The 25278-nt window shown below is 55.8% G+C and carries 28 protein-coding genes and 1 other RNA gene; 8 read left to right on the forward strand and 21 right to left on the reverse strand.

What is annotated here, in order from left to right:
- Positions 1–193 precede the first annotated feature (193 nt).
- Positions 194–802, reverse strand: a complete 609-nt coding sequence (locus tag EKM88_RS09245) for a VanZ family protein (RefSeq protein WP_125705479.1) — start codon at positions 800–802, stop codon at positions 194–196.
- 160 nt (positions 803–962) lie between these two features.
- Between EKM88_RS09245 and EKM88_RS09250 the strand changes: the two genes are divergently transcribed.
- The 4 genes from EKM88_RS09250 to EKM88_RS09265 all read left to right on the forward strand — a co-directional run bounded on the left by EKM88_RS09250 (position 963) and on the right by EKM88_RS09265 (position 6312).
- Positions 963–3209, forward strand: a complete 2247-nt coding sequence (locus EKM88_RS09250; RefSeq protein WP_225418462.1) for an LTA synthase family protein — start codon at positions 963–965, stop codon at positions 3207–3209.
- A gap of 283 nt (positions 3210–3492) precedes the next feature.
- A complete protein-coding gene (locus EKM88_RS09255; protein WP_125705481.1) occupies positions 3493–4239 on the forward strand; it encodes a hypothetical protein in 747 nt (248 codons plus the stop codon).
- Between the two features lie 32 nt (positions 4240–4271).
- Complete coding sequence (locus EKM88_RS09260) at positions 4272–4838, forward strand: hypothetical protein (RefSeq protein ID WP_125705483.1); 567 nt, start codon at positions 4272–4274, stop codon at positions 4836–4838.
- Between the two features lie 172 nt (positions 4839–5010).
- Positions 5011–6312 (forward strand): Y-family DNA polymerase, encoded by a 1302-nt coding sequence (locus tag EKM88_RS09265; RefSeq protein ID WP_125705485.1) that lies wholly within the window; start codon positions 5011–5013, stop codon positions 6310–6312.
- Here the strand turns inward: EKM88_RS09265 and EKM88_RS09270 are convergent, their stop codons facing one another.
- The 6 genes from EKM88_RS09270 to EKM88_RS09295 form a co-directional block, all read right to left on the reverse strand.
- Positions 6313–6807 carry a hypothetical protein gene (locus tag EKM88_RS09270; RefSeq protein ID WP_125705487.1) on the reverse strand — a complete coding sequence of 165 codons (495 nt, stop codon included), beginning with the start codon at positions 6805–6807 and terminating at the stop codon, positions 6313–6315.
- A 134-nt stretch (positions 6808–6941) separates the two neighbouring features.
- Complete coding sequence (locus tag EKM88_RS09275) at positions 6942–7376, reverse strand: ACT domain-containing protein (protein ID WP_125705489.1); 435 nt, start codon at positions 7374–7376, stop codon at positions 6942–6944.
- A 68-nt stretch (positions 7377–7444) separates the two neighbouring features.
- A complete protein-coding gene (locus EKM88_RS09280) occupies positions 7445–7732 on the reverse strand; it encodes a hypothetical protein (RefSeq protein WP_125705491.1) in 288 nt (95 codons plus the stop codon).
- A gap of 21 nt (positions 7733–7753) precedes the next feature.
- The gene (locus EKM88_RS09285; RefSeq protein ID WP_125705493.1) at positions 7754–9229 is read right to left on the reverse strand and encodes a sensor histidine kinase; all 1476 of its coding nucleotides are present in this window, start codon (positions 9227–9229) and stop codon (positions 7754–7756) included.
- Positions 9230–9232: 3 nt separating this feature from the next.
- Positions 9233–9955: a response regulator transcription factor gene (locus EKM88_RS09290; RefSeq protein WP_125705495.1), complete on the reverse strand. Its 723-nt coding sequence runs from the start codon at positions 9953–9955 to the stop codon at positions 9233–9235.
- A gap of 17 nt (positions 9956–9972) precedes the next feature.
- Positions 9973–10392: an SdpI family protein gene (locus EKM88_RS09295; protein ID WP_125705497.1), complete on the reverse strand. Its 420-nt coding sequence runs from the start codon at positions 10390–10392 to the stop codon at positions 9973–9975.
- Positions 10393–10512: 120 nt separating this feature from the next.
- Here EKM88_RS09295 and ssrA point away from each other — a divergent pair.
- Positions 10513–10879, forward strand: a transfer-messenger RNA (tmRNA) gene (gene ssrA, locus EKM88_RS09300).
- Between the two features lie 760 nt (positions 10880–11639).
- Here ssrA and EKM88_RS09305 read toward each other — a convergent pair.
- The 12 genes from EKM88_RS09305 to EKM88_RS09360 form a co-directional block, all read right to left on the reverse strand.
- Positions 11640–12284 carry a hypothetical protein gene (locus EKM88_RS09305; protein WP_125705499.1) on the reverse strand — a complete coding sequence of 215 codons (645 nt, stop codon included), beginning with the start codon at positions 12282–12284 and terminating at the stop codon, positions 11640–11642.
- A gap of 92 nt (positions 12285–12376) precedes the next feature.
- A complete protein-coding gene (locus EKM88_RS09310) occupies positions 12377–12796 on the reverse strand; it encodes an ArpU family phage packaging/lysis transcriptional regulator (protein WP_125705501.1) in 420 nt (139 codons plus the stop codon).
- On the reverse strand, positions 12783–13244 hold the full coding sequence (locus EKM88_RS09315) for an ArpU family phage packaging/lysis transcriptional regulator (RefSeq protein WP_125705502.1): 462 nt from the start codon (positions 13242–13244) through the stop codon (positions 12783–12785). The genes EKM88_RS09310 and EKM88_RS09315 overlap by 14 nt, the downstream gene beginning before the upstream one ends.
- 509 nt (positions 13245–13753) lie before the next feature.
- Positions 13754–14548 carry a P-loop NTPase family protein gene (locus EKM88_RS09325; RefSeq protein ID WP_125705506.1) on the reverse strand — a complete coding sequence of 265 codons (795 nt, stop codon included), beginning with the start codon at positions 14546–14548 and terminating at the stop codon, positions 13754–13756.
- A gap of 1 nt (position 14549) precedes the next feature.
- Positions 14550–15422 (reverse strand): helix-turn-helix domain-containing protein, encoded by an 873-nt coding sequence (locus EKM88_RS09330; protein ID WP_125705507.1) that lies wholly within the window; start codon positions 15420–15422, stop codon positions 14550–14552.
- On the reverse strand, positions 15409–15867 hold the full coding sequence (locus EKM88_RS09335) for a hypothetical protein (protein ID WP_125705508.1): 459 nt from the start codon (positions 15865–15867) through the stop codon (positions 15409–15411). The genes EKM88_RS09330 and EKM88_RS09335 overlap by 14 nt, the downstream gene beginning before the upstream one ends.
- Positions 15867–16271, reverse strand: a complete 405-nt coding sequence (locus tag EKM88_RS13495) for a hypothetical protein (protein ID WP_225418463.1) — start codon at positions 16269–16271, stop codon at positions 15867–15869. Before EKM88_RS13495 ends, EKM88_RS09335 begins: the two co-directional genes overlap by 1 nt.
- Entirely contained in the window at positions 16268–16720 is a 453-nt protein-coding gene (locus EKM88_RS09345; protein ID WP_125705509.1) for a hypothetical protein, read from the reverse strand. Before EKM88_RS09345 ends, EKM88_RS13495 begins: the two co-directional genes overlap by 4 nt.
- Before the next feature lie 94 nt (positions 16721–16814).
- Positions 16815–16973, reverse strand: a complete 159-nt coding sequence (locus EKM88_RS13335) for a hypothetical protein (protein WP_164512063.1) — start codon at positions 16971–16973, stop codon at positions 16815–16817.
- On the reverse strand, positions 16966–17265 hold the full coding sequence (locus EKM88_RS09350) for a hypothetical protein (RefSeq protein WP_125705511.1): 300 nt from the start codon (positions 17263–17265) through the stop codon (positions 16966–16968). Before EKM88_RS09350 ends, EKM88_RS13335 begins: the two co-directional genes overlap by 8 nt.
- A gap of 70 nt (positions 17266–17335) precedes the next feature.
- A complete protein-coding gene (locus tag EKM88_RS09355; RefSeq protein ID WP_125705513.1) occupies positions 17336–17611 on the reverse strand; it encodes a helix-turn-helix transcriptional regulator in 276 nt (91 codons plus the stop codon).
- Between the two features lie 47 nt (positions 17612–17658).
- Positions 17659–17877, reverse strand: coding sequence for a helix-turn-helix domain-containing protein (locus EKM88_RS09360; RefSeq protein WP_164512064.1), 219 nt, complete (start codon positions 17875–17877; stop codon positions 17659–17661).
- A gap of 146 nt (positions 17878–18023) precedes the next feature.
- Here EKM88_RS09360 and EKM88_RS09365 point away from each other — a divergent pair, with 146 nt between their 5' ends.
- The 3 genes from EKM88_RS09365 (at position 18024) to EKM88_RS13590 (ending at position 20518) form a co-directional block, all read left to right on the forward strand.
- On the forward strand, positions 18024–18611 hold the full coding sequence (locus EKM88_RS09365) for a helix-turn-helix domain-containing protein (RefSeq protein WP_125705517.1): 588 nt from the start codon (positions 18024–18026) through the stop codon (positions 18609–18611).
- A 172-nt stretch (positions 18612–18783) separates the two neighbouring features.
- On the forward strand, positions 18784–19953 hold the full coding sequence (locus EKM88_RS09370; RefSeq protein ID WP_125705519.1) for a tyrosine-type recombinase/integrase: 1170 nt from the start codon (positions 18784–18786) through the stop codon (positions 19951–19953).
- Positions 19954–20395: 442 nt separating this feature from the next.
- Positions 20396–20518 carry a hypothetical protein gene (locus EKM88_RS13590; protein WP_263853035.1) on the forward strand — a complete coding sequence of 41 codons (123 nt, stop codon included), beginning with the start codon at positions 20396–20398 and terminating at the stop codon, positions 20516–20518.
- A gap of 1868 nt (positions 20519–22386) precedes the next feature.
- On the opposite strand, the gene EKM88_RS09375 is transcribed toward EKM88_RS13590, so the two are convergent.
- Both EKM88_RS09375 and EKM88_RS09380 read right to left on the reverse strand, forming a co-directional pair.
- Positions 22387–23748, reverse strand: a complete 1362-nt coding sequence (locus EKM88_RS09375) for an amino acid permease (protein ID WP_125705521.1) — start codon at positions 23746–23748, stop codon at positions 22387–22389.
- Between the two features lie 132 nt (positions 23749–23880).
- Positions 23881–25257: an amino acid permease gene (locus EKM88_RS09380; RefSeq protein WP_125705523.1), complete on the reverse strand. Its 1377-nt coding sequence runs from the start codon at positions 25255–25257 to the stop codon at positions 23881–23883.
- Positions 25258–25278 lie beyond the last annotated feature (21 nt).

Genomic DNA, 25278 nt, shown 5'->3' on the forward strand with positions numbered 1-25278 from the left:
CACAACGGAAACTTTTTTTCGCGTTCGCCGATTCGCCTGGTCCGTTTTCAAACCCGCGCCGGTCTAGACTGATTTTTCTGAAAGTGGTTGTTCTCGAACGTTCCGTCGATTCGTCGTCAAAACGTTATGCAACTGGTGTCCCGTTGCGCGATGTGGCACAAAAAAAGCTGGCAGGTGGCTGTCAGCTTCAAGGTTACCGGTGCCGCCCCAGCAGCAGCCGGTAGGCAAGCGCGCCGATGATGGCACCCAGTGTATTAAACAGCAGGTCGTCGATGTCCGCAACGCCGCTGTAAAGTAAAAACTGCATGGTCTCAATCAATAGGGAGAATAAAAGGCTGATCCCCACCACCGCCGGCACGCCCAACCGCCGGCGGCTGACCCACGGCAGGCCGAAGCCGAAGGGCACGAACCAAACCACGTTGCCCAGCGACTGGTACCAAAAGTCGAATTGGCTGAAACCGGCGCGCAACTTCAGGGTCTCCACTAGCGGCGTCCAGTTGATGTCGCGTAGCGGGTGATCGAAGTAAAACTGCAGCTCCCACGGATAGTACCAGCGGCGAAAGACCGTCAGCATCAACAGGAGGATGACATACCCGGCAAACACCACGACCTTGAGCTCATGCCCCAAAGTTGTGCGCCGCCGCGTCACCCGAAGCCACACCAAGCGCCCCACCCAAAATAGCAGCAGGTAAAGGATCGTTTTATCTAAACTGTACATGATCAGCCGCACCAGCGGCCAATGGTTGATGCGGTGCTCCAGCTGGGTTTGAACCAGCTGATAAACCGGCCCTAAAAACAGCATACGCGCCTCCAACTTATCGATTTTATTGTACCCAATCCGCCCCGACCGCCCCCATGCGCCGCTCAGGGTTTAAGTCATTCTTACAAAAGCGTCATTCGTTTGCCCCACCGTCTTGAGACGGGTACAATATTGAAGACAAAACTGCCCAAAGGAGGATTCCGTGAAACCTTTAATCCATTGGTTGCGCACGACCCGACTCGGGTTTTTGAGCCTGCTGTTAGGCCTGATCTGGCTGAAGACCCTGTTCGCCTATTACGTCGATTTCACACTCGGTGCTACCGGGGTTTTGCAGCAACTCCTCTTGTTCCTGAATCCGCTCGGCACCAGCGCAGCCCTCCTGTCGTTGGCGCTCTATGTCCGCAAACCGCGGCGCGCCTACGCACTGGGGGCACTGCTTTACGTCCTAATGACTGCGCTGTTGCTCACCAACGTCTTATACTACCGGGAATTCACCGACTTCATGACCGTTGGTACCGTGATGAGCGTCAAAAACGTGTCCGCCGGCTTGGGTGGGAGCTTCGTGAACATGATCATCTGGCGCGATGCCGTGTATGTCCTCGATGTGGGACTGGCCTTGCTGGCCCTGGTGGGCTATGCCGGATGGAACGTCTGGCGCTTCATTCACCGCCAGCCGCTACGCTGGCCACACTTCGGCTTGGTGCGAGACCGCCAGCCGGTGGCTTACCATGTGCCCCAGGCCGTCAGCGCCGTGGCCGTGGCCTGCTTTGGGATCACCATGGCGGTATCCGAGCTGAACCGCCCGCAGCTGTTGACCCGGACGTTTGACCGCAACTACATCGTCAAGTACCTCGGCCTCACGCCGTTCACGGTTTACGATGCGTTTCAGACGGCCCAAAACAATCAGGTTCGCGCCAGCGCCGACAGTGCCGACATGGACAAGGTGCTGGCCTACACCAAGGCCCACTACGCCGCGCCGGACGCCAACTACTTTGGGACCGCGAAGGGCAAGAACGTGATCATCATCCACTTGGAAAGCTTCCAACAGTTTCTGATCGGCGCGAAGATCGACGGTCAGGAGGTCACGCCGTTTTTGAACGCGCTGATCAAAGATGACAACACCTTGAGCTTCGATAACTTTTTCCATGAAGTCGGCCTCGGCAAAACCTCCGATGCCGAAAACATGCTCGAAACCAGCACCTTCGGCCTCCCCACCGGTTCCCTATTCTCCAGCCTCGGCACGGACAACACCTTCCAAGGGGCCCCGGCGCTTTTGGAACAGTACGCCGGGTACACCACGGCGGTGTTCCACGGCGGCGAAGGGACCTTCTGGAACCGGACAAACACCTACAAGAGCCTCGGCTACAATTATTTCTTTGATGGCAACTTTTACGCGCACGACTCTGGCACCATCACAGAGTACGGCATCAAGGACAAGCTGATGTTTGCGGAAACCAGCAAGTACCTGGAACACCTGCAGCAGCCGTTTTACGCCAAAATCATCACGACCTCGAACCACTACCCGTTTTTCATCACGGATGCGGACACGGACTTCCCGGATGCTGGGACTGATGATGCCTACATCAACGGCTACTTCCGCACCGCACACTACCTCGATGCGGCCCTCAAGGAGTTCTTCGCCTACTTGAAGGCCAGTGGCCTGTACGATAAGAGCTTGATCATGCTGTACGGGGATCACTACGGGATTTCCAATGATCGCAACCAGACCCTGTCAACCGTTTTGAATAAGAGCACCTCTGACCCGACTGGCGATACCGGCAGTGAGTGGACCCCCTTTGACGATGCCAATCTGCAGCGTGTGCCGTTGATTTTCCACGCCCCAGGGCTCACTGGCGGTATCAACCACACGTACGGCGGTGAAATCGACGCCTTACCGACGCTGCTGCACCTGCTCGGCGTCGACACGCAAAACTTCGTACAGTTCGGGGCGGACCTGCTGTCGCCGCAGCACGACAACGTGGTCGCATTCCGGAACCACAATTTCGTGACCAGCCAGTACACGGTTCTGGGCACCACCGTTTACAAAAATTCGACCGGTGCAGTCGTCACGCCGGATGCGGCGCTCAAAAAGCAGCTGGCCGCAACGCAAGCGTCCGTTGATACACGTTTGGGTCTGTCCGACACGCTAGCGACAAAGAACCTACTGCGTTTCTACGTCCCCGCCGGCTTCACCCCGGTCGACCCAAGCAAGGCCAACTACGCCAAGAGCCTCCAAAGCGTCCTTCAAACGGAACGCCAGCGCGGCCGCCAATCGACCTCACTGTTCAGCCAAAACGACGAGAACAGCACCATCGACCAGTACGTGACCGACGCCCCTGAAGTGGCCAACGACCGTAGCATCATCACCGATTACCCGGCCACGGTGGCCGCTCAAGCCAGCACCACCATTCCGCCAGCATCTGGCACCGCCAACACCAAAAGTCAATAATTCCCCAGCGGTCGCGCCACATACGGTTGCACCCAGAGGATACGCCAATCGCCCCGCAAACTTAGGTTGTGGGGCGATTGGCGTATCCGGCCTGCTTCGTCGGCACGCGCGGCTGGCCGTTCGGCTGCCTTACTGCGGCAGCCAGAAGCAAGGACGGCCCTTGTTGGCGGGCGGTGGGCCGGCACGCTCGCCTGAAATCGAATCCCCGCGCGTTTCTTCAGCAGAAGTTCATATTTTGTTCAAACCTCGCCGCTATACTGAGGCCATAAGGTGAGGTGACGAGATGCGTTTTCTAGACCGCGCCCTGGGCGCCCTGCGATTTCATCGCCGCGCATACTTGGGCGAATTATTCGGGATCCTGGTGTTTACCTGCACCAGTCTGTTCCTGCTGACCTGTCAAAACAACATCACCGTCATGCGTCAGGGTTTCTTAAGTCGCCTCGACCAGTTCGACCACTCAGCCGTCACCCAGGCCGCAAGCTTGATCCGCACGGTCAAACACACCTATGCCACCTTGGCCCAATCCTACCAGTGGGGCTGGTGGGGCCTCTTGGTTGCGCTGGCCGGCATCAGTTTTGCGCTGACCCTGTGGGCCGGCCGCCAGCGGCAAGGCGAAACCACCGCCTACCTGCTGGTGGGCAAAAGCCCGTGGGACATTGCCGCTCAGTACTTGCTGGAAAGCCTGATCGTGTACGCTGCCGGCTTTACGCTCGTCTGGCTCAGCGTGACGCTGATCGGTACCAGTCTGGGCAGCCAGCTAAGCCAGTTCACCAATACCGCCTTTACCCGCACTCTGACGGCGGCGCTCAGTGGCACAACCGCCGCCCAGGACCTAGAGGCCCTCATGCACGCCCATCTGACTAGCTTCAGTGGTCCTGGCCTGCTTGCCCCCGGCGCTGGCCCGCAGCCGCAGGTGCCCCTCAATGGCGGGCTACGCACCCTTCTTGCCGGCGCGTTGGCCTTGCTTGGCGGGCAAGGGGCCGCGTTGTGCCTCACCCTGCTGCTGGCCCGCCGGCGGCTTCACCCCTAGTCCCCACTCACACGAAATTTCGGAGGCCCCCGATGCCGCTATTTCAATCTAACACCACCAAAACCTTTCAGGCGCAGGTGCGCCAACTCTTCACCCCTGCCGACCTGTACTTCATCTACTGTGCGAATTTGAGCGCCCTTGAAACCTGCTACCGCCAATACATCCAGGCGTTCATGGCCAACGGCGCGCGCAAAAGCCTGGGGCTCATCACACCCACGGATACCGGCGTTGTGCCGTACCTCAGCGTGCGCAACAACCTGCTGATCAACGGCCGTACGAAGGACCTGGCGTTGATTCCCGATGCCTTCCGCCGCGATCTGTTGCAAGCTGACGTGCCAGCCACAGCGCTCACCGTCACCCAAACACTGTACCTGCAACTGTTTCGTGGCGTGGTGGCCGGCCGCGAGTTTCTGCTGATGCACGATTTCCCGGCGCGCATGACCCTGCAGGAGCGGCGCGATTTTCTCAACGTCGCCGCCACCAGCGTCCGGGCGCGCGGCACCAGTCTAATTCTGCTCACGCAAGACGAGAATCTGATCACCGCCCACCCTGCGACAAGCTGGACCACTGCCCCGCAGCTGAGCGATGCGACCGCTTAGCCCCACACCAAAACCCGCGTTTACCCCTTTCGGCAAACGCGGGTTTTGGTGTCTCATGGCTCATGGGGCGCGCACGCACACCGATCACTAATTCCTCGACCCTGATCAACTCGTCAATATTTTGCTTGCGAAAAGGGAACGTGCGTTCGTATAATAAAGCGAGGTGATCGGCATGCTCTACGATAACGAGCCCCGCGGCGTCTATTTTTTGATCGATAACAAATCCTTTTACGCCTCCATCGAGTGCACCACGCGCGGGCTCAATCCGCTCAAAACGGCGCTGGTAGTCATGTCCGACCAGGCCAACACGAACGGGGGGCTCATTCTGGCCACCAGTCCCTTGGCCAAACAGCGCTACGGCCTGCAAGCTAACGTCAGCCGCCAGCGCGACCTGCCCCAAGACGACCGCTTGTTGGTCGTGCCGCCGCGGATGACCTTGTACATTCAGCGCAACCTGGCCATCAATGCCATTTTCCGCCGGTTCACCGCGCCTGCCACGCTTTGGCCGTATTCCATCGACGAGTCCATTCTTGACATGACGGCCACCTGGCGGCTGTTCGGGACTACGCCTCGCGCCGCCGCGCAATGCATTCAGCGCACCGTCCAAGACGAGCTGGGCCTGTACACCACCATTGGCATCGGTGAAAATCCGCTGCAGGCGAAGCTGGCGCTGGATTTGCTGGCCAAGCACACCCCCGATCTCATCGGCAGCCTTTCGTTTGACAGCATCCCCGAGAAGCTGTGGACCATCACCACGCTGACAGACGTCTGGAGTATCGCACACCGCACGGCCAAGCGGCTGAGGCGCCTGCACATCACAAGCCTTTACGCCCTTGCGCACACCGATCCCGCCGTGCTCAAAGTCGAGTTCGGGCTCATCGGCACCCAGCTGTTCGCACTAAGCTGGGGCATCGACCGGAGTCAGCTTGCCGTGCGCCCGGTGACGCGCGCCCCCAGCCTCGGCAACTCACAAGTCTTGCCACGCGACTACGCTGAGGCCGCGCAGATCGAAGTGGTGATCAAAGAAATTGCCGAACAAGTTGCGGCGCGACTGCGGCACCACCGCCAGCAGGCCGGCACGCTCAGCCTCAGCATCGGCTTCTCCTACGCAGCCAGCGAAACAACCGGCCGCACCGGATTCAGCCACGCGATGCGGATCCCCCCAACAGATCAAAACGGGCCGCTAGTCGCCGCGGCCCTCACCTTATTTCACACCCATTGGCATGGCGAAGTCATTCGCAACATTGCCATCACCACCAGCCACCTCAGCGCCGCCACCGGCGAACAGCTGAACCTGTTCGAGCCCGTCCGCACCCAACTTCACCGCACCGACCTCGCCCGTGTCACCGATGAGATCCGCACGCGGTTCGGTTTCACCAAGCTGGTCTACGCCAAAAGCAAGCTGCTCGGTGGCACCGCCATCAACCGCGCCAGCCTGGTCGGTGGCCACAACGGCGGCAATGCGTACGAGTAATTACAGCGAAACGTAATACGCCTGCTCATCCGCCAAGTGCATCGCATCGGCCACCGCGACACCGTGCTGAGCCCGCACCTGTTGCAGCAAATAATCGCGCAGGTCGTCTTCAAAGTAGGCGTCAACCGCCCCTTCCCAGGCGGTGACCCAGGGCGTCCCCTGACTCCGCCGCACCTGTGCCTGTGCCCAGAGGTGGTGGTAAATCGCCCGGCCTGTCAGGTCAACGCGCACGCGGATCCGGCGCGTTTCGTGGTGCGTGCGGAAGCGTAGCGTCATATGGTGAAAATGCGCCACCCACAAGCCGCCAAATAGCCCACCACCGATCCCGATCAGCGCTGCCAGCGCCAGCCCAACCCCGCGCACAATACTGGTCAGGCTGGGACTGGCGGCCAGGCCGGCGGTGATGATCAGCACCCCGCACACCAAACCCAGCGCGGGAAGTGCCACAATAAGGCCGAAAAACACGGCGAATAACGTTTTGACGAGTTGACTCATACGCAGATCCTCTTTGATGATATTTAAATTAGAATATCTCGGAAGTTCCTCATTTTCAAGCCATTTATTGTTTTTTCCAATCAAATAGCGGTCCTGTCACCGCCCGTGAGGCAATGCAGAACCGCTGTTTAGCGTTATTCAACCGAAATCAGCGTCACATCTGTCACCCCACGCGAGTGCTTCAGGGCCGTCAACAGCGCGTCCAACGTCCCAGCCAGGTTGCTGATGTCAAAGGAAATCACCACACTGGCCCAGTCGTGAATCGGAATGTTCTGGTTAATGGTCACGATGCTCGCGTTGGCGGCGGACATTGTGTTGAGCACTTCCGACAGAATGCCGCGATCGTGGTGCAGCATCAGTGAAATGACCGCCTTGCGCTGGGTCAACCCCGCATCTGGCAGAAACACGTAATCCTTGTACTTGTAATAGGTGCCGCGACTGATGCCGACCTGCTTAACGGCCTCGGAAACCTGGCGCACCTGACCGTTCTCGATCAGCGTGCGCGCCTTGATCACCTTCTCGACGACCTCGGGCAAAATTGAGCTATCTACGATGTAATACTTTTCCACGGCGTTGGCCTCACTTCTTGTGAACTATTCGCCTCATTGTACCACGACACGTAGACATGTAGGCACTTTCATTGTGATTTTCGCCGTAGTTGCCACATCTGCGCGTAACGCCAGGCCAAGCGGCAACACAACCCACCAAAAAGCACCAGCAGCAACCCGCCCAAGCCAAGGGCCCAGCCGTCGTGCGGCGCGAACCCTTGGCTGATCAGCCAGCCGCCCATCGCCGCGAGCGTGCCGTTAACCAGCAACGCCACCACGAGCTGCACCGCACTGCGGCGCGGATAACGCGCGTCAAAATGCGGCGCGATCAAAAGCCCCAGTAGTGGTTCCAACAAACAACCCAGTAACTCCGCCATCGTGGTCCAGCCTCCTCAATGTTAAGTGGTGTGGGTGATCGGCGCCTGCTCTGGCGCGGTTTCAGCGTCTGGGAACGTTAACGTGAAGGTCGTGCCCTCACCCAGCGTTGAATCCACCGTGATCGTGCCACCGTGCAGCGTGACCAGCTGGTGCACGATGGCCAGCCCGAGCCCGGATTCGCCGTACTGAGTGTTCTTACGGGACGGATCTGCCTTGTAGTAACGCTCCCAGATGTTTTGCACCTGGTCGGGGCTCATGCCGATGCCGGTGTCCGCCACCGTCAGCTCGGTTTGGTGGTACCCGGTCTTGGCGCTGATGGTGATGGTGCCGTTTTGGGTGAACTGGATCGCGTTTTGGGTGATGTTGAACAGCACCTGCACGAAGCGGTCCTTATCGGCGTAAACCGAAACATCCGAAGCCGCATCCAGTACCAGGGTGTCGCCAGCGGTCTGCGCCTTTTGCGTCAGCTGCGAGAGGATGTCTTGCAGCGTTTCCGTGGCGTTGAAGGTGGTCTTTTTCAGCAGGATCTGGTTGGTGCGAATCTTTTCGTAGTCCAGGTTCTCGTTGACCAGACGAATTAAGCGTTTGGTCTCTTTTTGCATCAGCGCGATCGAATCACCCTTGCTTTCCTCGGGGATCGCATCATAAGCGAGTCCCTCAAGCAGGCCATTGATGGTGGTCAGTGGCGTGCGCATTTCGTGCGCCGCATCCGCCATGAACTGCCGCCGCCGCTCTTCTTGGCGGTGGATCTCCGTTTGACTGGCGCGCAAAGAGGCGATCATGTCCTGAAAATCGGCCGCCAACCCCGCGACCTCATCGTGACCCTTGGACTTGAGCTGAACGTCCACCTCGTAATCGCCTTCGGCCACCTGGTGAGTGACCTGACGCAGCCGGTTGATCCGGTCGACCTGATAGCGCGCCACGAAGTAGGAGACGACAATCGCCACCAGCGCCGACAGCAGGAACGCGATGAACAGGTTGTACTCGGTTTTACGAATCGAGCTTTGAATGTTATCCACTGGGGCGAACGCGGCGATGACGAACAGGAGCTTGCCAGACAAGTACACCGGCTTGTAGTAGATCGTCATGCTCTGTTGCTTCCCATCACGCGGGTTGGTGGTCAGCTCCGGCAGCGCCACCGGATTGCCTTTTTTCAGCTCTTTCCACGTGCTTTTGCTGATAGCGTTGACTGTGTTGCCTTCCAAATTCGGGTACACGGCCTCGTTGTCGGCATTGTAGATCATGAAATGTACGCGCTGGTTCGAAAGGATCTTCTCCGCGTTTTGGATAAAATCCGTGTTCGGCACGTACACGTTGCGCGACACGTCGGCCTTGAGTGCATTGCCTTCTAGCACATCCGTATACTGTGCCAGCTGATTGAAACTGTTATCCCAGACGTTGGCGGCGGTGCTGCGAATGAACAGGACGCTGACGATTGCCATGGTGACAAAGATCACCCCGAAAATCGCCAGCATTTGCTGGTAAAGAAGTTTCATCGGCTAGGCGTCCAGCGCCGAGTCATCGAACTTGTAGCCAACGCCCCAGACCGTCTGGATGATCTGCGGGCCGACCTTTTCGATTTTCTGACGCAGCTTCTTGATGTGCGCATCCACCGTGCGTTCATCCCCGTAGTACTCGTAGTCCCACACCAGCTGCAGCAGCTGCTCACGCGAGAACACCTGCTTGGGGTTCTTGGCCAGCGTGTGCAACAGGTCAAACTCCTTGGGGGTGAGGCCCGCGATCGGCTGATCGTCCAGGTACGCCTCGCGCGTCTTGGTGCTCAGCTTGAAGTGCGCGGTCACCACGTCAAACGCGTCCCCAGCCGCTGAAGCTTCGGGGCTCGGACCGCTGTCCACCTCGGCGCGCCGATGCAGGGCCTTGATGCGCGCCACCAGCGTGATGGGAGAAAACGGCTTGGTCACGTAGTCATCCGCACCCAACTCCAGCCCCAGCACCTGGTCGCTTTCGGAGTCGCGCGCCGTCAGCATCACCAGCGGCACCGTTGCGGACAGCTTGCGGATCTCCTGCGCCACCTGCATCCCGTCCATCTTCGGCAAGTTCAAGTCCAGCGTGATGATATCGAACGCATCGGGCGCGGCCTTGAACGCGGCCAACCCTGCTTCCCCATCGTAGGCGTTGACCACTTCCCACTGTTCCTTCTTAAAAAACATATCCATCATTTGGGCAACACTTTCGTTGTCCTCAATCATCAAAATTTTCATGGTATCCTCCTCATTGGTTATTTCTTCAGACGGTCCCGCAGCCCGGTTTCATAATGCCGCGACTGGCTCTTTTGCTTCAAGGCGTCATCGGGATCCACGTAGTCGGCCGGCAGTTGATCCGTGGCGACCAAGTACGCCTTCAGCTTGCCCTCCGTGTAGATAAACATCGGTAAAAACAAGAACGCCGCGACCAGAAGCCAGAGGATGAACAGCCGGTCTAAACCACCCCAGCGAATCAGCACCCCGGCCGCAGCCTCAAGCGCCCCAGTGACCAGCAGCGCATGGCGTGCCCAGACCTGGGCCTTTTGGTAGCCCGCATCGCTGATCGATGCAAGGTACGAGGAATAGCCATAAAAGCCGCTGATCCGGCGCGGGGGGAAAACCCACAAGACCAAGCCGATCGCAAACTGCACGGCCCCTGCTCCCATCAAAATCATCACGTTGCCTCCGTTTCCTTATCGTTCTTTCATTATACCCATTCCACGCCCGTTATGGCACCTTGACCCCGCTTTTGACAAGGCAAATGCAGGCGTGTTAGTATGTAGGTTGCAAGTTCTGGGGGTGTAATGGTCTCGACATTGGTCTTGGCACCCGTGGTGCACTCCGGAGGCTCGGCTCCGTCATCAACGGACACAGTTAATATAACTGCAAAAAACGAAAACTCTTACGCCCTGGCTGCTTAATCTCAGCCTAGCGTGATCCTCCCGTTGTCGCTCAAGCGGCGGATCTGGGTCTCAAATTAATTGAGCTACGGGTCGCGATCCCGTCTGAATCGCGGCCAAGAGACGATCAGACTAGCTTCGGTGGGTTAGCCCTGTGACCTGGCGCGCCATCTCAGCGAAATTTTAAATTAGGTGACTATGAGTGTAGACCTGCGGGTAGCGGGGCTGATGGACAGGAGTTCGATTCTCCTCACCTCCATTATGACCTAAAAGCGTGGTGTGTATGAGCTGAAAAAGCCCATTACACCGCGTTTTTTCTTTCTCCGGGCGTTGCGTCAATAGCTCGCAATAGTCGGAAATATCACCACATATATCACCACGAATATCACCGGCCGGCGGGCAGGATGCGGCGTCTCCCTAGGGATGACGCTTTTTTGGTTTTATGGCATATCACCATTTGGACCCGACACACTTCACTGGTACCAGTGTGCCAGCTACTTGTGAACTTTCTGCTAACGAATCTAGAAGAGAATCAGCAGGTTGACAGGCTCCCCCCCGCGAGAAAATGAGGTGCCCTATTCACTAGGGCCAGTCTTAGTTGTCCTCCTTGATGTTTGTCGGGAGTTGCACGCATTAGATGGCAGTTTAAGCGCGTGCAGGGGTCTGCGGTATCCGCAGGCCTCTTTATTTGTGGAAAGTCACACCCCTTTTATAGTCTCTAAAATGTCTAGATAGGACGCTAACATTTGCTAACATCTAAGCCTTAACATTTCTTAACATGTACCTCGTATTTCCTAGTATCCGCTTGCCTGGTATTAGCGACCGTATACTGAGCTGTAAGCATCCCCAGGGCGCTTTAGAGGGTTCCAGAGTGATCGCAAAAATGGGTGCAAAAAGGGTGCACCCAAAAAGGTGAAAAGGGTCGCACTTAAAAACCCGCCACTTGGGCGGGCATGTATGACAGTCAATCGACTGCTCTTTCTTTTTTATTAGGTGTCCGATTTGTCCGGTTAAGCCACGCGCTACGCTTCGGGCTTGTGTGTCTCGTTGAAGACGCTGGCGGCAATCTTACCATCAACGACCATGAAAGGTGCGTCTTTTAGATTGTCGTAACGGACAACGTGCTCGGCCATCAGGTTTAACCCAATTCTCGCCACCATCCCAGTTCCATCCCCCTGGGCAGTTGGTAGTGCATCAATGATCTGCTGACCATCGTGCTTAATCGTGCCCAGCAGGTAAACAAGGCTATCATACGTGGCACCGGTGACTGCATAGCCTTTGGCTTTCGCCATTGCGGACAGGCGCCGCAGCGCGAGCTTGTTATCTTTGTACTTTTTCAGGTACATGCCAAGTTCGTCACGCGTGACCCCGCTCTTTTCGATTTGGTCAAGCTCCGCGCCAATGTCGGCGGTCATATCGGCCCCATAATCCAGATTAAGCCGGGCCTGCTCACCTTCGATATGAGTATCAAAGTCGGCCCGTGCCTTGGCGACCAGTGCCGCCAGTTGGGCGGTAGCTTTGTCCGTATCCGCCTTGTCTTGTTGTAGAGCGCTATCCGGTAAGAAGGTGGTGTGATTGGATTCAATCTTCTTTTCCAGACTAACGCGAATGGCGCTGGCGTTATCGTATGCGGTTGCCAGTTCTAGTTCTGCTGTATCTAGGCTCATGTGTTTACCTCTTTCTCGATTTGTGTGTACGACTATCGACTGGCAGCGAATGGCTGCCCCCGTGCCCGTGCGTGTGTCATGCTGCCACTTCCTCACTTGTATACTTGCAATGTGCCACCTTTGTATGCCTCTGCGAACTCATCTAATGCCAAGCGCTTTCTGTAATCGACTGCATCCGAGTTTGCGACCCCAATCAGGTCAGCAATGCTGATCATCGCAATTGGGCACATGACGCAGTAGCTGAATACCAAAACGGCTCGATGATCGGCTCGTAGTAGCCACAGGGCGGCGTCCACAGCATCTATCTCAGCTTGTGCTTCCCGCACTCTATTGATCTGAGCAACTAGTGCATTCTCAGTGCCGTTCTGGTTGGTATGTTGTGGTGGCATGCCATCCAGCAAGGGAGACTTGTAGCGGTTCAATACTCGGCCAGCGACTCGACACCATGTTCGGTACTGCCCCAATACCTGCCGCACATTGATGCGAGTTTCCACATGATTAATTTGATTCATGGCGATCACCTCCACTCACCACCAGTAGCTCGCCCCAGTCAACTGGGAATGCCTCGGCAAAGCCGACTAATGCATCTTCCTTGGCGTGATAATAGGCCGTGTTACTCATCCCCAGCCGCAGCATGATGTTCTCTGCCGTCACCGGGGCACCTAAGTACAGGCATTTCAGTATTGTGTACTTTTCCTCGCCGTACACCTCTCTAACGGTCTGAGCGGCCTGAGTGGCTGCATCAACGAACGCCCTGGCGTTGATAGCCTCCACCATATGTCGCTCGGTACGGCCTGCCTCTGGGGCACTGGCGGGCATCCCAGTCAAGGGACCCGCCCCAGTGACAATCGGGCGCCGCGCAATTGCCCGCATACGGTGATAATTTTGTAACATTGCGGCCGCGTTTGTGGCAGTGGCCTTCGTGTCTATGTTGGGAATCACATGCTGCGGCCGCCTCATTGCGCATCCCCTAAACCGACACAATTGCAAAGTAGCACCTTGGCAATTTCTGCGGTGGCTCTTTCATCTAGCCGTGCCACCCGGCTCATGTAATGGCCCATGGCTCACCCCTCCGAATTGGTGTAGTATGTTCAGTGAGCGATCACCGAACACGCACCAGCCCCGCGCCTATGCCAAGGCGCTATTTTTATAGCTTAATTTCTCGCAGGCGATCTACCCGCTGCTGAATCACAGCCGCATTGCTTTGCAGTGGTGTGATGGCCGCTAGCCGTTCCGCCTCGTTAGTCGCGATAAAGACCCCGTGGCGGCCGTCAGCACGCACGCCACCGATCGGCACACCGTACCTCGTGACCAGCTCGCTAATGATGCTATGAACGCTACGGACACTGATACCCGTTATGCGGCTTATTTCTGCCACTGTGACGGGTTTTTCTATGCCTCGGGGGATTTGCCGTAAAACCCTGCTAAAACGCCCCTGGGGGATGCTCTGCCCCGTATAAACCATATTGCTACCCTTCCTTTCTGTGGTCGGCACCCTTGAACACGAAGCCAAAGCCCTTAGCGTGTTTGGTGTAGCGGCTTGCCGTCCGATCGTCATAACGCCCGGCCAGTGTCTGAGTGTCGCAGTTAGTCGTAACAATGACGGTCTTGTCCTCGCGGTAGCGCCAGAAGTCATCCCCCTGCTGCCGGGTCCACGGGGTAGGCCGCTCGCTGCCAAAGTCATCTAGGACAATCACGTCTGCGGTCTTAATGCGCTTCTTGGCGTCTCTCGCCCAGCGCTTAGCCTCAGCATCCCCGTCGAACGCATCTTGCTGCCGATCTAGGTACTCGCGCCAGTCCAAGAAAATGCATTGCTTCATGTAGCCACTGGCGGCCATGATGGCAAGCAGCAGCCCGTGAGCTAGGTGCGTTTTACCACGGCCCGCAGCACCCATGAAGAAGGAGTGCACCGTGTCGCCGTTCATGATGGCTGTACCGACCGCCAGCGCCTGCTGCTTGGCCTTGCGTTGCTCATCCGTGCCCGTCTCGAAGCCGTCCAGCGTGTAGCTGCGGGCGGCACTGTTCGCATAGGTCGAATAGGCTTTCAGGTAGCTGCGCGCTTGGTTACGCTGCGCAACGAACATCCAGGTCTGCGCGTCCGCCTTGGCGTCTGCCTTGTGCTCATCGTGAAAGCAGGTCGGACAAACGGCGTCAATCGTCACGCCCTCGCCGTTAGTGGCAACCGTTAGCATCTCGCCGCCACAGGTAGGGCATGGCCCCGCCTTGCGCAGCTTACTCATCCAGTTAGTTTCAGTTTCACTCATGCTAGAATCCCTCCATGTGTTCCCAGTCTGTGTCCGTGTCTCGGTATAGGTGATCTGGATTATTTACTGCTCGCCGCTTGCTACGGCGTTCCCGCTTGCTCTTGCGCGCCTCAGCGTCTGCCTCGATGGCTGCCACGGTGATCAGGCGGCTGTTAGCATACCGGTTCAGGATCGTGCGCAAGTATCTCAGGTTACGCGTGTCAGCGCCGGCCTCTACACATTCAAGCATCCCCCGCTCGATAATCGCGGTGGCGTCTGCCTCACTTGCACCCAGTTTCTCGAAGTCTGCAAGCCACTGGCCGAACTCTTGCCACCACTCACCGCCGTTCACTGTGCCAAAGCCGTGGTTCTCCCAGTAGCGTTGAATCTGCTTCAAGGGGTCGAGAGTAGTAGTAGTGTCTTTTTCTTGGTTAAGTAAGTTCTTGGTATAGTCAGTACTTGGTAGTGGGCGATTATCTGACGACACGTTTTCTGATGACGCAAAAGCAGACAACGGTTGTTCGTTCGTAGGCCCATTGACTGGCAATTGCTGATTTTGGGGCATTTCCGCCGTGGGTCGGTTTTCAGACAACGGTCGTTGGGGGGTATCAAACACCGTCCAAACGGAATTTCCAAAGCCGCCACCGTTCCGGCGGCCTTGCTCCCTGATTAGATAGCCGCATGCCTCTAACTCTTTTAGCGCTGAGCGAACGGCGGCGCGACCCTCAGTTGTGTGCTCGATGAGTTCACGTTCGTAAAATACCCAATCATCAGACTTGGACAGCATGTAGCTCAACAATCCGCGTGCCTTGAAACTCAGCCCGTCATCTTCGAGTGCTGCGTTAGGGATGATTGTGAAATGTTGCTTTCTAGGCGCTCGTTTAATTGGCATCATGAGAACCCTCCTGGTGCTGATCTAACTGCTTTCCCTGAGCCACGGCATACCGATAACGATAGTGATCCACAATGTCCTCTGGCGTTCCGCTACCAAGGTTAGAAATATCTAAGTCAGACAGATATTTCTCAGCTTCCCGAATATGTTCAAGCATGACATTTACAACTTGATTGGGCGTTTCAATACTCTCGACAAGCCGCCAAGAATGAAAGTGCTTCGAGTATTCGATATAGCCCGCTTGTCGCAATTCATCTAGAGCGCTTTTGACTTCGTGAGATGTTGCAAGGCCGCTGTCTATGAGCGCAGTAGGCTCCATATACATTTCGTTCGGGACGAGTAAGGCTGACAGAATCCCGCGCGCCCCAAATGAAAGCCTGCTATCTAACGCAATCCGCTTGGGCACTTCCGCCACGTCCGATAAAAGTTGTCTGCGAATAATTGGCATTACTTAGCCTCCGTCTTCTTGTGTTCTAGCTGCCACTCGTAGAGATCACGGGCAATCTGTGAATCAGGCGTTAAGCGCCAGACGCCATTGACCTGGATAACCCACTGATCGGCAGGGTGTGCTTCGTCTGCTGCCACGTAGCCCGGAACGGCCCCGGCGGCTATGGCAGCAAACAGGCGCGGGCTATCCGTTAGCAGCATGTTGGGGCTGACCCGAATGCCCTGGGTGACGGGGTTGGCCACGCGATTGGGCGCGTAACTGATCGGGCCGCCTTGTCGTAACCATTTGCGTACTAGGTGCGCGCGTAGCTTGCGGACGCCCTTTGAAGCATCGGGGCGTAGCACGCGGACATATCTATTCATGAGCACCAGGCCCTGCGATGTGGTCATGTTATCCCAGTTCATCGTGCCACCTCCCGCCATTCGATTACGGCGGGCCAGTTATGCTCGCGTAGTGGCTGGCTTGGCTCTGCTACGTCTTCCCGATGAGCTGGAACCAGCTCCGGTGCTCCAGTCTCTGCCTGGACACTCGGTTGCTCTGGTTGGACCGTATTCTTTGCTGTCCGTGGTACCCGAATGGCCTTGATAGTGACTAAGGGCAACCGGCGGCGTCCATCTCTGCGGGGCAGCGGCTTGACCTCATGCGGTCCAAACTCAGCCATGAGCTGCTTAGCGAACATGAGCGTCTGCTGCTGATCGTGCAGCGCTGCCTTGACGTGATCTAGGGCCTCCATCATGTTGGCAGCGTTGGCCGGTTCCTCGTACTTAATCCAGTTCAGCAGGCTCACCAGCTCGAAGCGTACTTGCTTAGTGTCGCGAATCTGGCTCTCGATTTCGTCCATAGTGATCTTCATGAATATTTCTCCCCTCAGAATTCAAAAATTGGCACGAATCTGGTAATATTGGGGACAGAAAAGCCCCGTAGAATGGATTTTTCTGTCCTAGGTCTCATCGCGATGCAACGCGGTGGGCCTTTTTTGCGTCCTCTGCGGCGAATTGCACGAATGCCCCGGCAATCACCCCCAGCATGAACACAAGCACCAGGGCGGCTACTGTGGGGCCGTGTGACAGCAGCCAAAGCAGTAGGGTAGTCAGCAGGTCATTCATGCAACCGCCCTCCCAACTCTGGGACCTCGTCTAGTGCCTCCGTCATAGTGCTGGCAGCAACCTGCAACCGGCGCAGCGTGCCGGCGCTGACTGGCAGCACGTCCGCAGGCTCGCCGTGGGCTGACCAACGCACCTCATCCCCCACCCCTAGCTCTGCGGCCAAGTCTCTAATGTCGGCCACTAGTTCCTCCCTGATCGGGTCGCCGTTTGCATCTCTTATCGTTTCGGGGATGGCGGTGGCCAGTATCAGCAGCCCTGTCAACCGGTCCCCGATGTCTGTGTGATTAATCATGTTTGCCTCCTGCTGCTCTTGCAGCCTGTCTGAGTGTTGTAGCTAATAGTCCTGCCCGCCAGCCGGATTCTTACATCTCGTGTTTTAGTAGCCACTGGTCAACGCTCGCGCGCCGCCACAGTTTCAATCCATCAATGACAACGCAAGGCATCCCCTGCGCGGTCAATTTGTCTAGTGTTGAGACGCTGACACCTATCATCTCAGCCGCGTCCTTGCGTTGCAGGTACTCGGCCCAGCGATGACGCCCGGCTGCTGACCGGAACGCCTCAACCGCCGCGGCGCGCATCTCCTGCTTTAGTCCTTGCTCGTACTCATCAGGCACGGGCAAGGTGATCGTCTTGACCATAAAAAGTCCTCCCCACCGTCTCCGGGCGGCTTAGTGTTGTGAACCGGCTAGGCGGTCGGCCGCTTACTTCGTGGATCGTAATCAATGAGTTCATGCAGCGGAATCTGCAAGAAGTCACACAGCTTCATGAGCGTGGGAATAGTGACGTTCTTAGCACGTTTATTGCGAATACGAGAAACCGTATTTCGCTGCAGCCCCGCCCCCTCTGCGACTTCATTCACTGTCAGCAGCCTGGTGCCCATAATTGCCGAAAGTTGATTATTCATGAGATCATCTCCATCAATATTAGTATGTGCACGCCTAAATTCGTTTGTGCACATTAAGGGTAACTTGTAAATATTTACCTGTCAATGTTTATTTGCACGTTAATATTGGCAAATGCTACAATGTGCAAAAGACGAGGTGAAAATACATGCTTGCAAACAGATTAAATGTTCTACTGGCAGAACGTCAGCTTTCAATTAAGGACGTGGTAACTGATACAGGTATATCTAGGAATACAATTTCTAATATCAGCAACAGTCCGTCGGCAAATATTGCGACTGATACCATCGACCGGCTCTGTAACTATCTTGAAATAACCCCGGCAAATTTTTTCGAGTATTCACCGTACTTGTTAAAATATAATTGGACAACGAGCCCATATGACAACAGCCCGGCAGTTGCGGTTCAAGTACAAAACGGACAGACCGAATTGACGCATTACGTGTTTCCTTCCGTTGAAAATACCGACCAGGACATAGAAGTAACATTGTCTGCTGATGATTTATATGAATCTCTCATCATCAAATTGCCGGTACGTTTTCAAAAGTTAATTCAGGCTACTCTTTTTTCGCTGTTAGAAGACTTTCTCTTGAAACAATCTGATTTATTGACTTCTAATACTTTTGCGGATAAGACGAGAATTAATGTTCAGTTTGATATTATGTTGAACGAAGGTGATGGAACTCATGCGCGGCGATCGAAACAACTCGATCTAGATACAAAAAGATTCAAGTGAGAGCACTTTTTAAGGTATTTGATTTATGAGTGTTTCGCTTTTTAGGGTGTTACCTTTGTTACCATGCGAAGATGCCAAAACATCGAACGTGTCAATTTTTAGCAAGTCCTCATTGAACCGTCACAGCAACTCCCTTACATACCTGCCCGCCAGCCGGTACGGAGGGAAAACAATGGCATCAATCACGACATACACAACAAAAGCCGGCGAAGAGCGCTACCAGATTAGCGTCTTTGTCGGCAGGGATGATCTAACTAGCAGGCCTCGTTACCTGCACAAACGTGGCTTTACGTCAAAAAAAGAAGCCACCCTGGCAGCGTCCAGACTGACCCTGGATGCTGCCGGCGATGACTTGACTAAACGTAAGCGGCTACGGTTTCGAGATGTCTACGAACAATGGTACCTGTCATACGTGAATGAGGTGGCTGAATCCACCTACGCTAAGACACGCGGCATGTTCGACAACCACATTTTACCATTTTTTGGTGATCGGCATATCGGCGACATTTCAACGGCGCAGCTACAAAAGGCGGTGAATCACTGGGCCAAAGAGGTCACACACAACAACAAGGGCTGGTTTGGCTACGTATCTGCGGTGCTCCAATACGCCCAGGAACAAGGCTACATCCCCGCAAACCCGGCCAAGCGGGTCAAGGTGCCCAAGCAGCAGCGCAAGCCCGGGGACGCGCCGGAAAACTTCTGGGATAGGCAAGAACTAGCAGCCTTCTTTGGCTATATTGACCAAGCTAGCGAGCCACAAAAGTATGCCCTGTTCCGGGTGCTGGCCTTTGGCGGTCTACGCCGTGGGGAGGTGCTGGCGCTAACCTGGGGGGATGTCTCTTTCTCTGACGGGGCTATACGGGTCAATAAGACGCTGACACAGGGCGTTAAGGGTAAACAGATAGTGCAGGCCCCGAAGACACCAAAGAGCCGGAGAACGGTAGCCATGGACGATAAAACTATGGCCGCGCTACGTACCTGGCGAGTGATGCAACTTAAGAAGCTCATGGCCCAGGGGTTCAACGGGAATACGCCCGATCAGCTTATTTTTTCGAGCAGGAACAATACCCACATGTTTCTCTACCAGCCGTCCAAGTGGCTGCGGGCAATCGAAGATGCGGACGCCAAGGCGGAGCATCCCCAACTATCTCACCCGATCACCACCCACGGCTTTCGCCACAGCCATGCGTCCGCCTGCTTTGCGGCTGGCATGACGATCAAAGAGGTGCAGGACAGGCTTGGCCATGAGGACGCTCAGACAACCCTAAACGTGTATACTCACGTCACCAAGGGCCAAGGCGAAAAGGCAGCCGTCAAGGTCGCCAATTATCTCGGATTTTGACCAAATATCACCACGCATATCACCACGGGCCACATTTCAAGGCCAAAAACGGCTATACACCGTGCCACGCAAGGGATGAGGAAAAATGGTATACGATTCTCCTCACCTCCATTTTTAGTGCTTCGTTGAACTTGTTTGAACACCGAAAACGCCGATATAAAGGCGTTTCGGTGTTTTTGTTTGCCGTTGTTTTCCACTGTTGCCCACGAACTCGTGGGCAACAGTGGGCGAGCGCTTTTTTGACTGTCATTATAGTCTCAAAACTTTGTGAAAATTAAATAACCAAATCGTGAATTCTTGTTGCCAAACCTGCGAGGTAAGGTGCTGGGATACAGTGGTGCTGACAGCGTGGCACTCAGCTCGGGCGACACAATGCCCATCGACCGCATTAGACACGTCAAAATCATATCAGCAACGTAGGCCTCGGGGAACTGGGGCCTTTTTGCGTAATCTCCATAAAGGAGTTGAGCGCGCGGATGAGACAACCATCATCGCGGTGGACGGTACACGCGTGATCCAGTTAAGCGTCCACGACCTCGCCACTGCCGAAGAGGCTGCGGACTAATTTGAGATACTTGCCGAACTTTTTGGAACAAAATAAAAAAACGCATTGCGGGGAAACTCTACATCGTACTCCAAGGCTACCCAGACTGTTACTTAAAAGTCTACCGTCTTGATCTCGGCATGCTCTTCCCCCAGTGAAAAAGCGGGTGGTTATTGTTGACTGATGATTTTACTTAAGTTAACCTGATTCGCGAAAGGGGGTGAACTAACCAAACTCGACTCTAGCATAGGTAAAGGAGAGATTACTGTGAGAAAAAAGACGCTCTTAGTTGCTCTGACAACGATTCTTATAGGCTCCACAACCACTCCGGCTGTAAATATCAAAGCCACAGAATCCCCCTCAATTCCATTGCATGAACGGTCTACAATCTTGACAACTCCTGCCCAATTCGTTCGAATGGACAACTACGTTCAGGTACGAAATAACCAGTACGTGCTCTCTGACGAGGCGACTCGAAGCGAGGATACCAATACTGTGAAGTCTATTCAGCAAAGTCTTAATCTTGCGAACCAGGCGGTACGGTCCTCAAGCATGCTAATTGATCCAGTCTCGAAGGTAGCGTCAAGCTACACAGCGCTAAATTCTCTGCCAGGTAAAACGACATATCTTGAGTGGTACGGTGTCAGGAATATATATCGCTCAAATGCAGCTATATATAAGGACATCAGCCAGCTTCGTAACGCATCACAAAGCGAGGGCTCTTTATCTACGCCCGCAGGTGTTGCTGGGGTACTCACATATCTATTCCCGGCAGTATCTTTCGGATTAGGCTTCTTGTCAGCAGTCTCGGGAGTACGCTCATGGGTATTCAAAAACTGGTACCAAACATTAAGCGAAGCTCAAAGAGCTTACCCAACCAAGAAGATTAGATGGGACGTTTACTGGACCACCAATAGCCAGGCAGGAGTGTGGAATGGAAATTGACAACATTCTTAGTCGTGCTTGCCGGACTCTTGGATATGGTAGCTGCGGTTAATGGCAAAAATAGCAGCCATTCCAAGTGGCGACTAGCCGCCATTGGACTGGCGGCCATATGCCTTATAGTTGCTCTGATCATGATGACGTTGAAATAAGTGCTCACATCGAAATCTTTTATGCTTCGAAGGTTTCTCAGAGATGAGAAGCCTTTTTTATTGAGTGTATTGGTTTGGCCGCCAAGGTGCGTAGGTTTGATTGCAAGTGCTATGGGCATGGGTAGTGTCTTATACAATGTCTGTTCCAGGGTGGATTAAGTGTTTTGTGTCTCGGTACTCGATTGAAATGTTGCTCCACTCGCGGAGGTTGCTTATGACGTGCAGTAATCATCAGGATTTAGTTTGAAGTGTACTAGCTCCTAACTGCGAAGTAGGCGGGTGTGCTGCTTTTGTGCGTAGTTGCACAAAAAGTAAAATAAAAAGGCCCACCCCTTTCGGAGTGAGCCTAGATTGATGAGCTGTGGTGAACTTTAATGAGCTTTAATGAGCCGTGGTGAGCTAGAACGGCCGCTTCCCCGCATTGATGCTACGCTGGAGGTACATCACCTCCATTAAGTCCCTTTCCAGATATTGCGATTGTCTCCCAGAATGCTGTTACAGCAGCGTTTCGGGAGTTTTTTATTGCCACTCATTCTGATTTTAGTTAGACCATTTTGATTTTCGGTCGGACCCCTACCGACACTTGTTGCCACCTTCTATGTTGCCAGTAACTTATGAACATTTTGTGCACAAAGTCCAAAGAAAGATCACGTACACGCCTGTACGCCGGATCATGGCCACTGCAAGCCGCGGCAGCCGCCCCGCGCTAAAACTCACGCGCTCAGGGCAGCTGTCGCGGGCCAGCGCTAGGTCCACCGATCCGCAGTCAAAAAAACTGAGCCGACAACTGTCGACTCAGTTTTTTGTGTGTTTTACGCCGGTACGCCCCTGCCACACCGCCAGCCCCACAATAACGGCGCCGGCGACCAGTGTGGCGATCGCGGTGTCGCGTGCCAGCATCATGATGACGACGATCATCGCCAGAAATGCAAGGACGAACCAATCGCCCAGTGGATACAACGGCGCGGCAAATGTTGGCCGCCTCGGCCGCGTTTTTTTGAACGCCAGGTGGGCCAAGACGATCATCACCCACACGAAGAGGAAACTGATGGTTGCCACGCTGGCCACCAGCGTGAACACCGCGGCCGGCAGGAAGTAGTTCAAGCCCACCGCCACCGCGATCACAGCCGTTGACGCGGTGATGGCGCGCGCCGGCACCTGACGCTTGGACAGCTTCGCCAGCCGGTGCAGGTGCGGGTCGCGGCTGGTGATGGCCATCGAAAACAACAGCCGACCAGTGCTGTACAGCCCCGAGTTGCAGGCCGATGCCGCCGCGGTCAGCACCACGAAGTTGATGATGTCGGCGCCCCCGGGAATGCCCAGAGTCTGGAACACCTGCACGAACGGGCTGCGGTCCGCACTGACGGCCGTCCACGGCGACAGGCTCATGATGACCACCAGCGCCCCCACGTAGAACAAGATGATGCGCACTGGCAGCTGGTTGATGGCGCTGGGGATCGTTTTGGCCGGATCGCGCGTCTCGCTGGCGGTCAGCCCCACGAGCTCGATCCCGGTGAAGCTGAACACCACCATCTGAAAGGCCATGATGAAGCCGCCCACGCCGCGCGGGAAAAAGCCCCCGTGCGTCCACAGGTTCGTCAGCGTTGCCGTACCCGCCGCGGTATGCACCCGACCGATCAGGAGAACGGCGCCCAGGGCGATCAGCGCGAGTATCGCCACCACTTTGATCAGCGCAAACCAGAATTCCGCCTCACCGAACAGGCCCACCGAAATCAGGTTGACCGCCCACAGGACCAGCAGGATCACCAGCCCGGGTAGCCACTGCGGCAAGTTCGGCCACCAGAAGCGGACGTACACCCCGACTGCGGTGACTTCCGCCATTGCCAGCGCCACCCAGCACAGCCAGTAGGTCCAGCCGGTCACCGCGGCCGCGCGCGGGCCCAGATAGCGGCCCACGAAGTCGAGGAAGGAGTGCTGGGTCAGATCAGACATGAGCAGCTCGCCCAGCGCGCGCATCAAAAAGAAGCACATTAGCCCGCACAGCAGGTACGCCAATATAATGGCCGGGCCGGCAGCATGGATCGCCTTGCCCGCGCCCAGGAACAGGCCGGTGCCGATCGTGCCGCCAATTGCCATTAACTGAATGTGTCGCCCTTTGAGATTGCGGGCCAGTTGCTTATCTGTCTGCGTTGCCATGTCAGCCTCCTCATCAATAGTCTCCAGTATACACAAGTGTTTTTATTCAGTGAACAAAAATCGTTATGCTTCGGCCACGAAAAAAGGAACTGGGACAAGTATGGCGTTTGTCCCAGTTCCTTTTGGCCAGTCTCAGAAGGGCTGCTTCACGGCCCTGCCGTGCCGCGTGTGCCAGCGGTGGCCGAACCCGATCACCAGGAGCCAGGCGATAGCCAGCAGCGCCGGCACCATGGTGGTGCGATTCTTCAGCATGATCACACCGATCCCCAGCAAGAACGCCAGCACGAGGTAATCGCCGTACGGGAAGAACGGCGCCACGAACCCTTTGGCGTGCGGGTTTGCTTGACGATACTTCAGGTGTGCCAGAATGATCATCGCCCAGACGAACAGGAAACTGGTGGTGGAAACACTCGCAATCAACGTGAACACCGACCCCGGCAGGATCATGTTCAGCACCACCGCCGCGGCAATCACGACGCCGGAGCCGATGATGGCGTTGGCGGGGACTTGGCGCCGCGACAGCCGCCCAAACGGTTTTAGCGCGTGGTTCTTGGTGTTCAGCGTCAGGGAAAAAAGCATGCGGCCGGTGGTGAATAGGCTGGAGTTGCAGGCCGAAGCCGCCGCCGTCAGCACGACGAAGTTGATGATGTCTGCCGCTGCGCGCACCCCGACATTGTTGAAGACCTGCACGAAGGGACTGGAACTCGGGCTCACCGCGGACCACGGATAGATGCTCATGATCACGAGCAGCGCCCCAATGTAAAACAGAATGATGCGCACCGGCAACTCGTTGATCGCCTCTGGAATCACCTTCTTCGGATTGGCCGTTTCACTAGCGGTCATACCGACCATTTCGATTCCGGCAAAGCTGAAGGTCACCATCTGAAATGAAGCGAGAAAGCCCCCGAAGCCCTTGGGGAAAAAGCCCCCGTAATTGACCAAGTTACCCAAACTGGCGTGCCCACTGGTGGTTGGGTAATGCGTGGCGATCATCCACGCCCCCACGACGATCAAGGCGATGATGGCGCCCACTTTGATCAGTGAAAACCAGAACTCCGTTTCGCCAAACAGGCCCACGGAAATGAGGTTCAACAGTAGCAGTGCAACCAGTGCCAGCAAGCCCGGGATCCACTGGGGCAAACTCGGGAACCAGTAGCGGATGTACATCCCCACGGCCGTGACCTCTGCCATCGCGATCGACACCCAGCAGATCCAGTACGTCCAGCCGGTCACAAAGGCCGCGTTATCGCCCAGATACCGCTTGATGAAGTCGACAAAGCTGTGCTGAGACACATCGGAGACGAGCAATTCGCCCATGGCGCGCATCAGCAAAAAGCACATCCCCCCAGCCAGCATGTACGCCAGGACGATGGATGGCCCCGCAAGGTGAATCGACTGCCCCGCGCCAAGGAACAGGCCGGTGCCGATCGTGCCCCCGATGGCGATCCACTGAATGTGGCGGCTTTTGAGACTGCGGGCAAGCTCAGGGTGGGTTTCGGTAGTTGACATATGGGTTCCTCCAGACATTAT

It is taken from the genome of Lacticaseibacillus daqingensis (genome assembly GCF_003946115.1).
GTDB classification, from domain to species: domain Bacteria; phylum Bacillota; class Bacilli; order Lactobacillales; family Lactobacillaceae; genus Lacticaseibacillus; species Lacticaseibacillus daqingensis.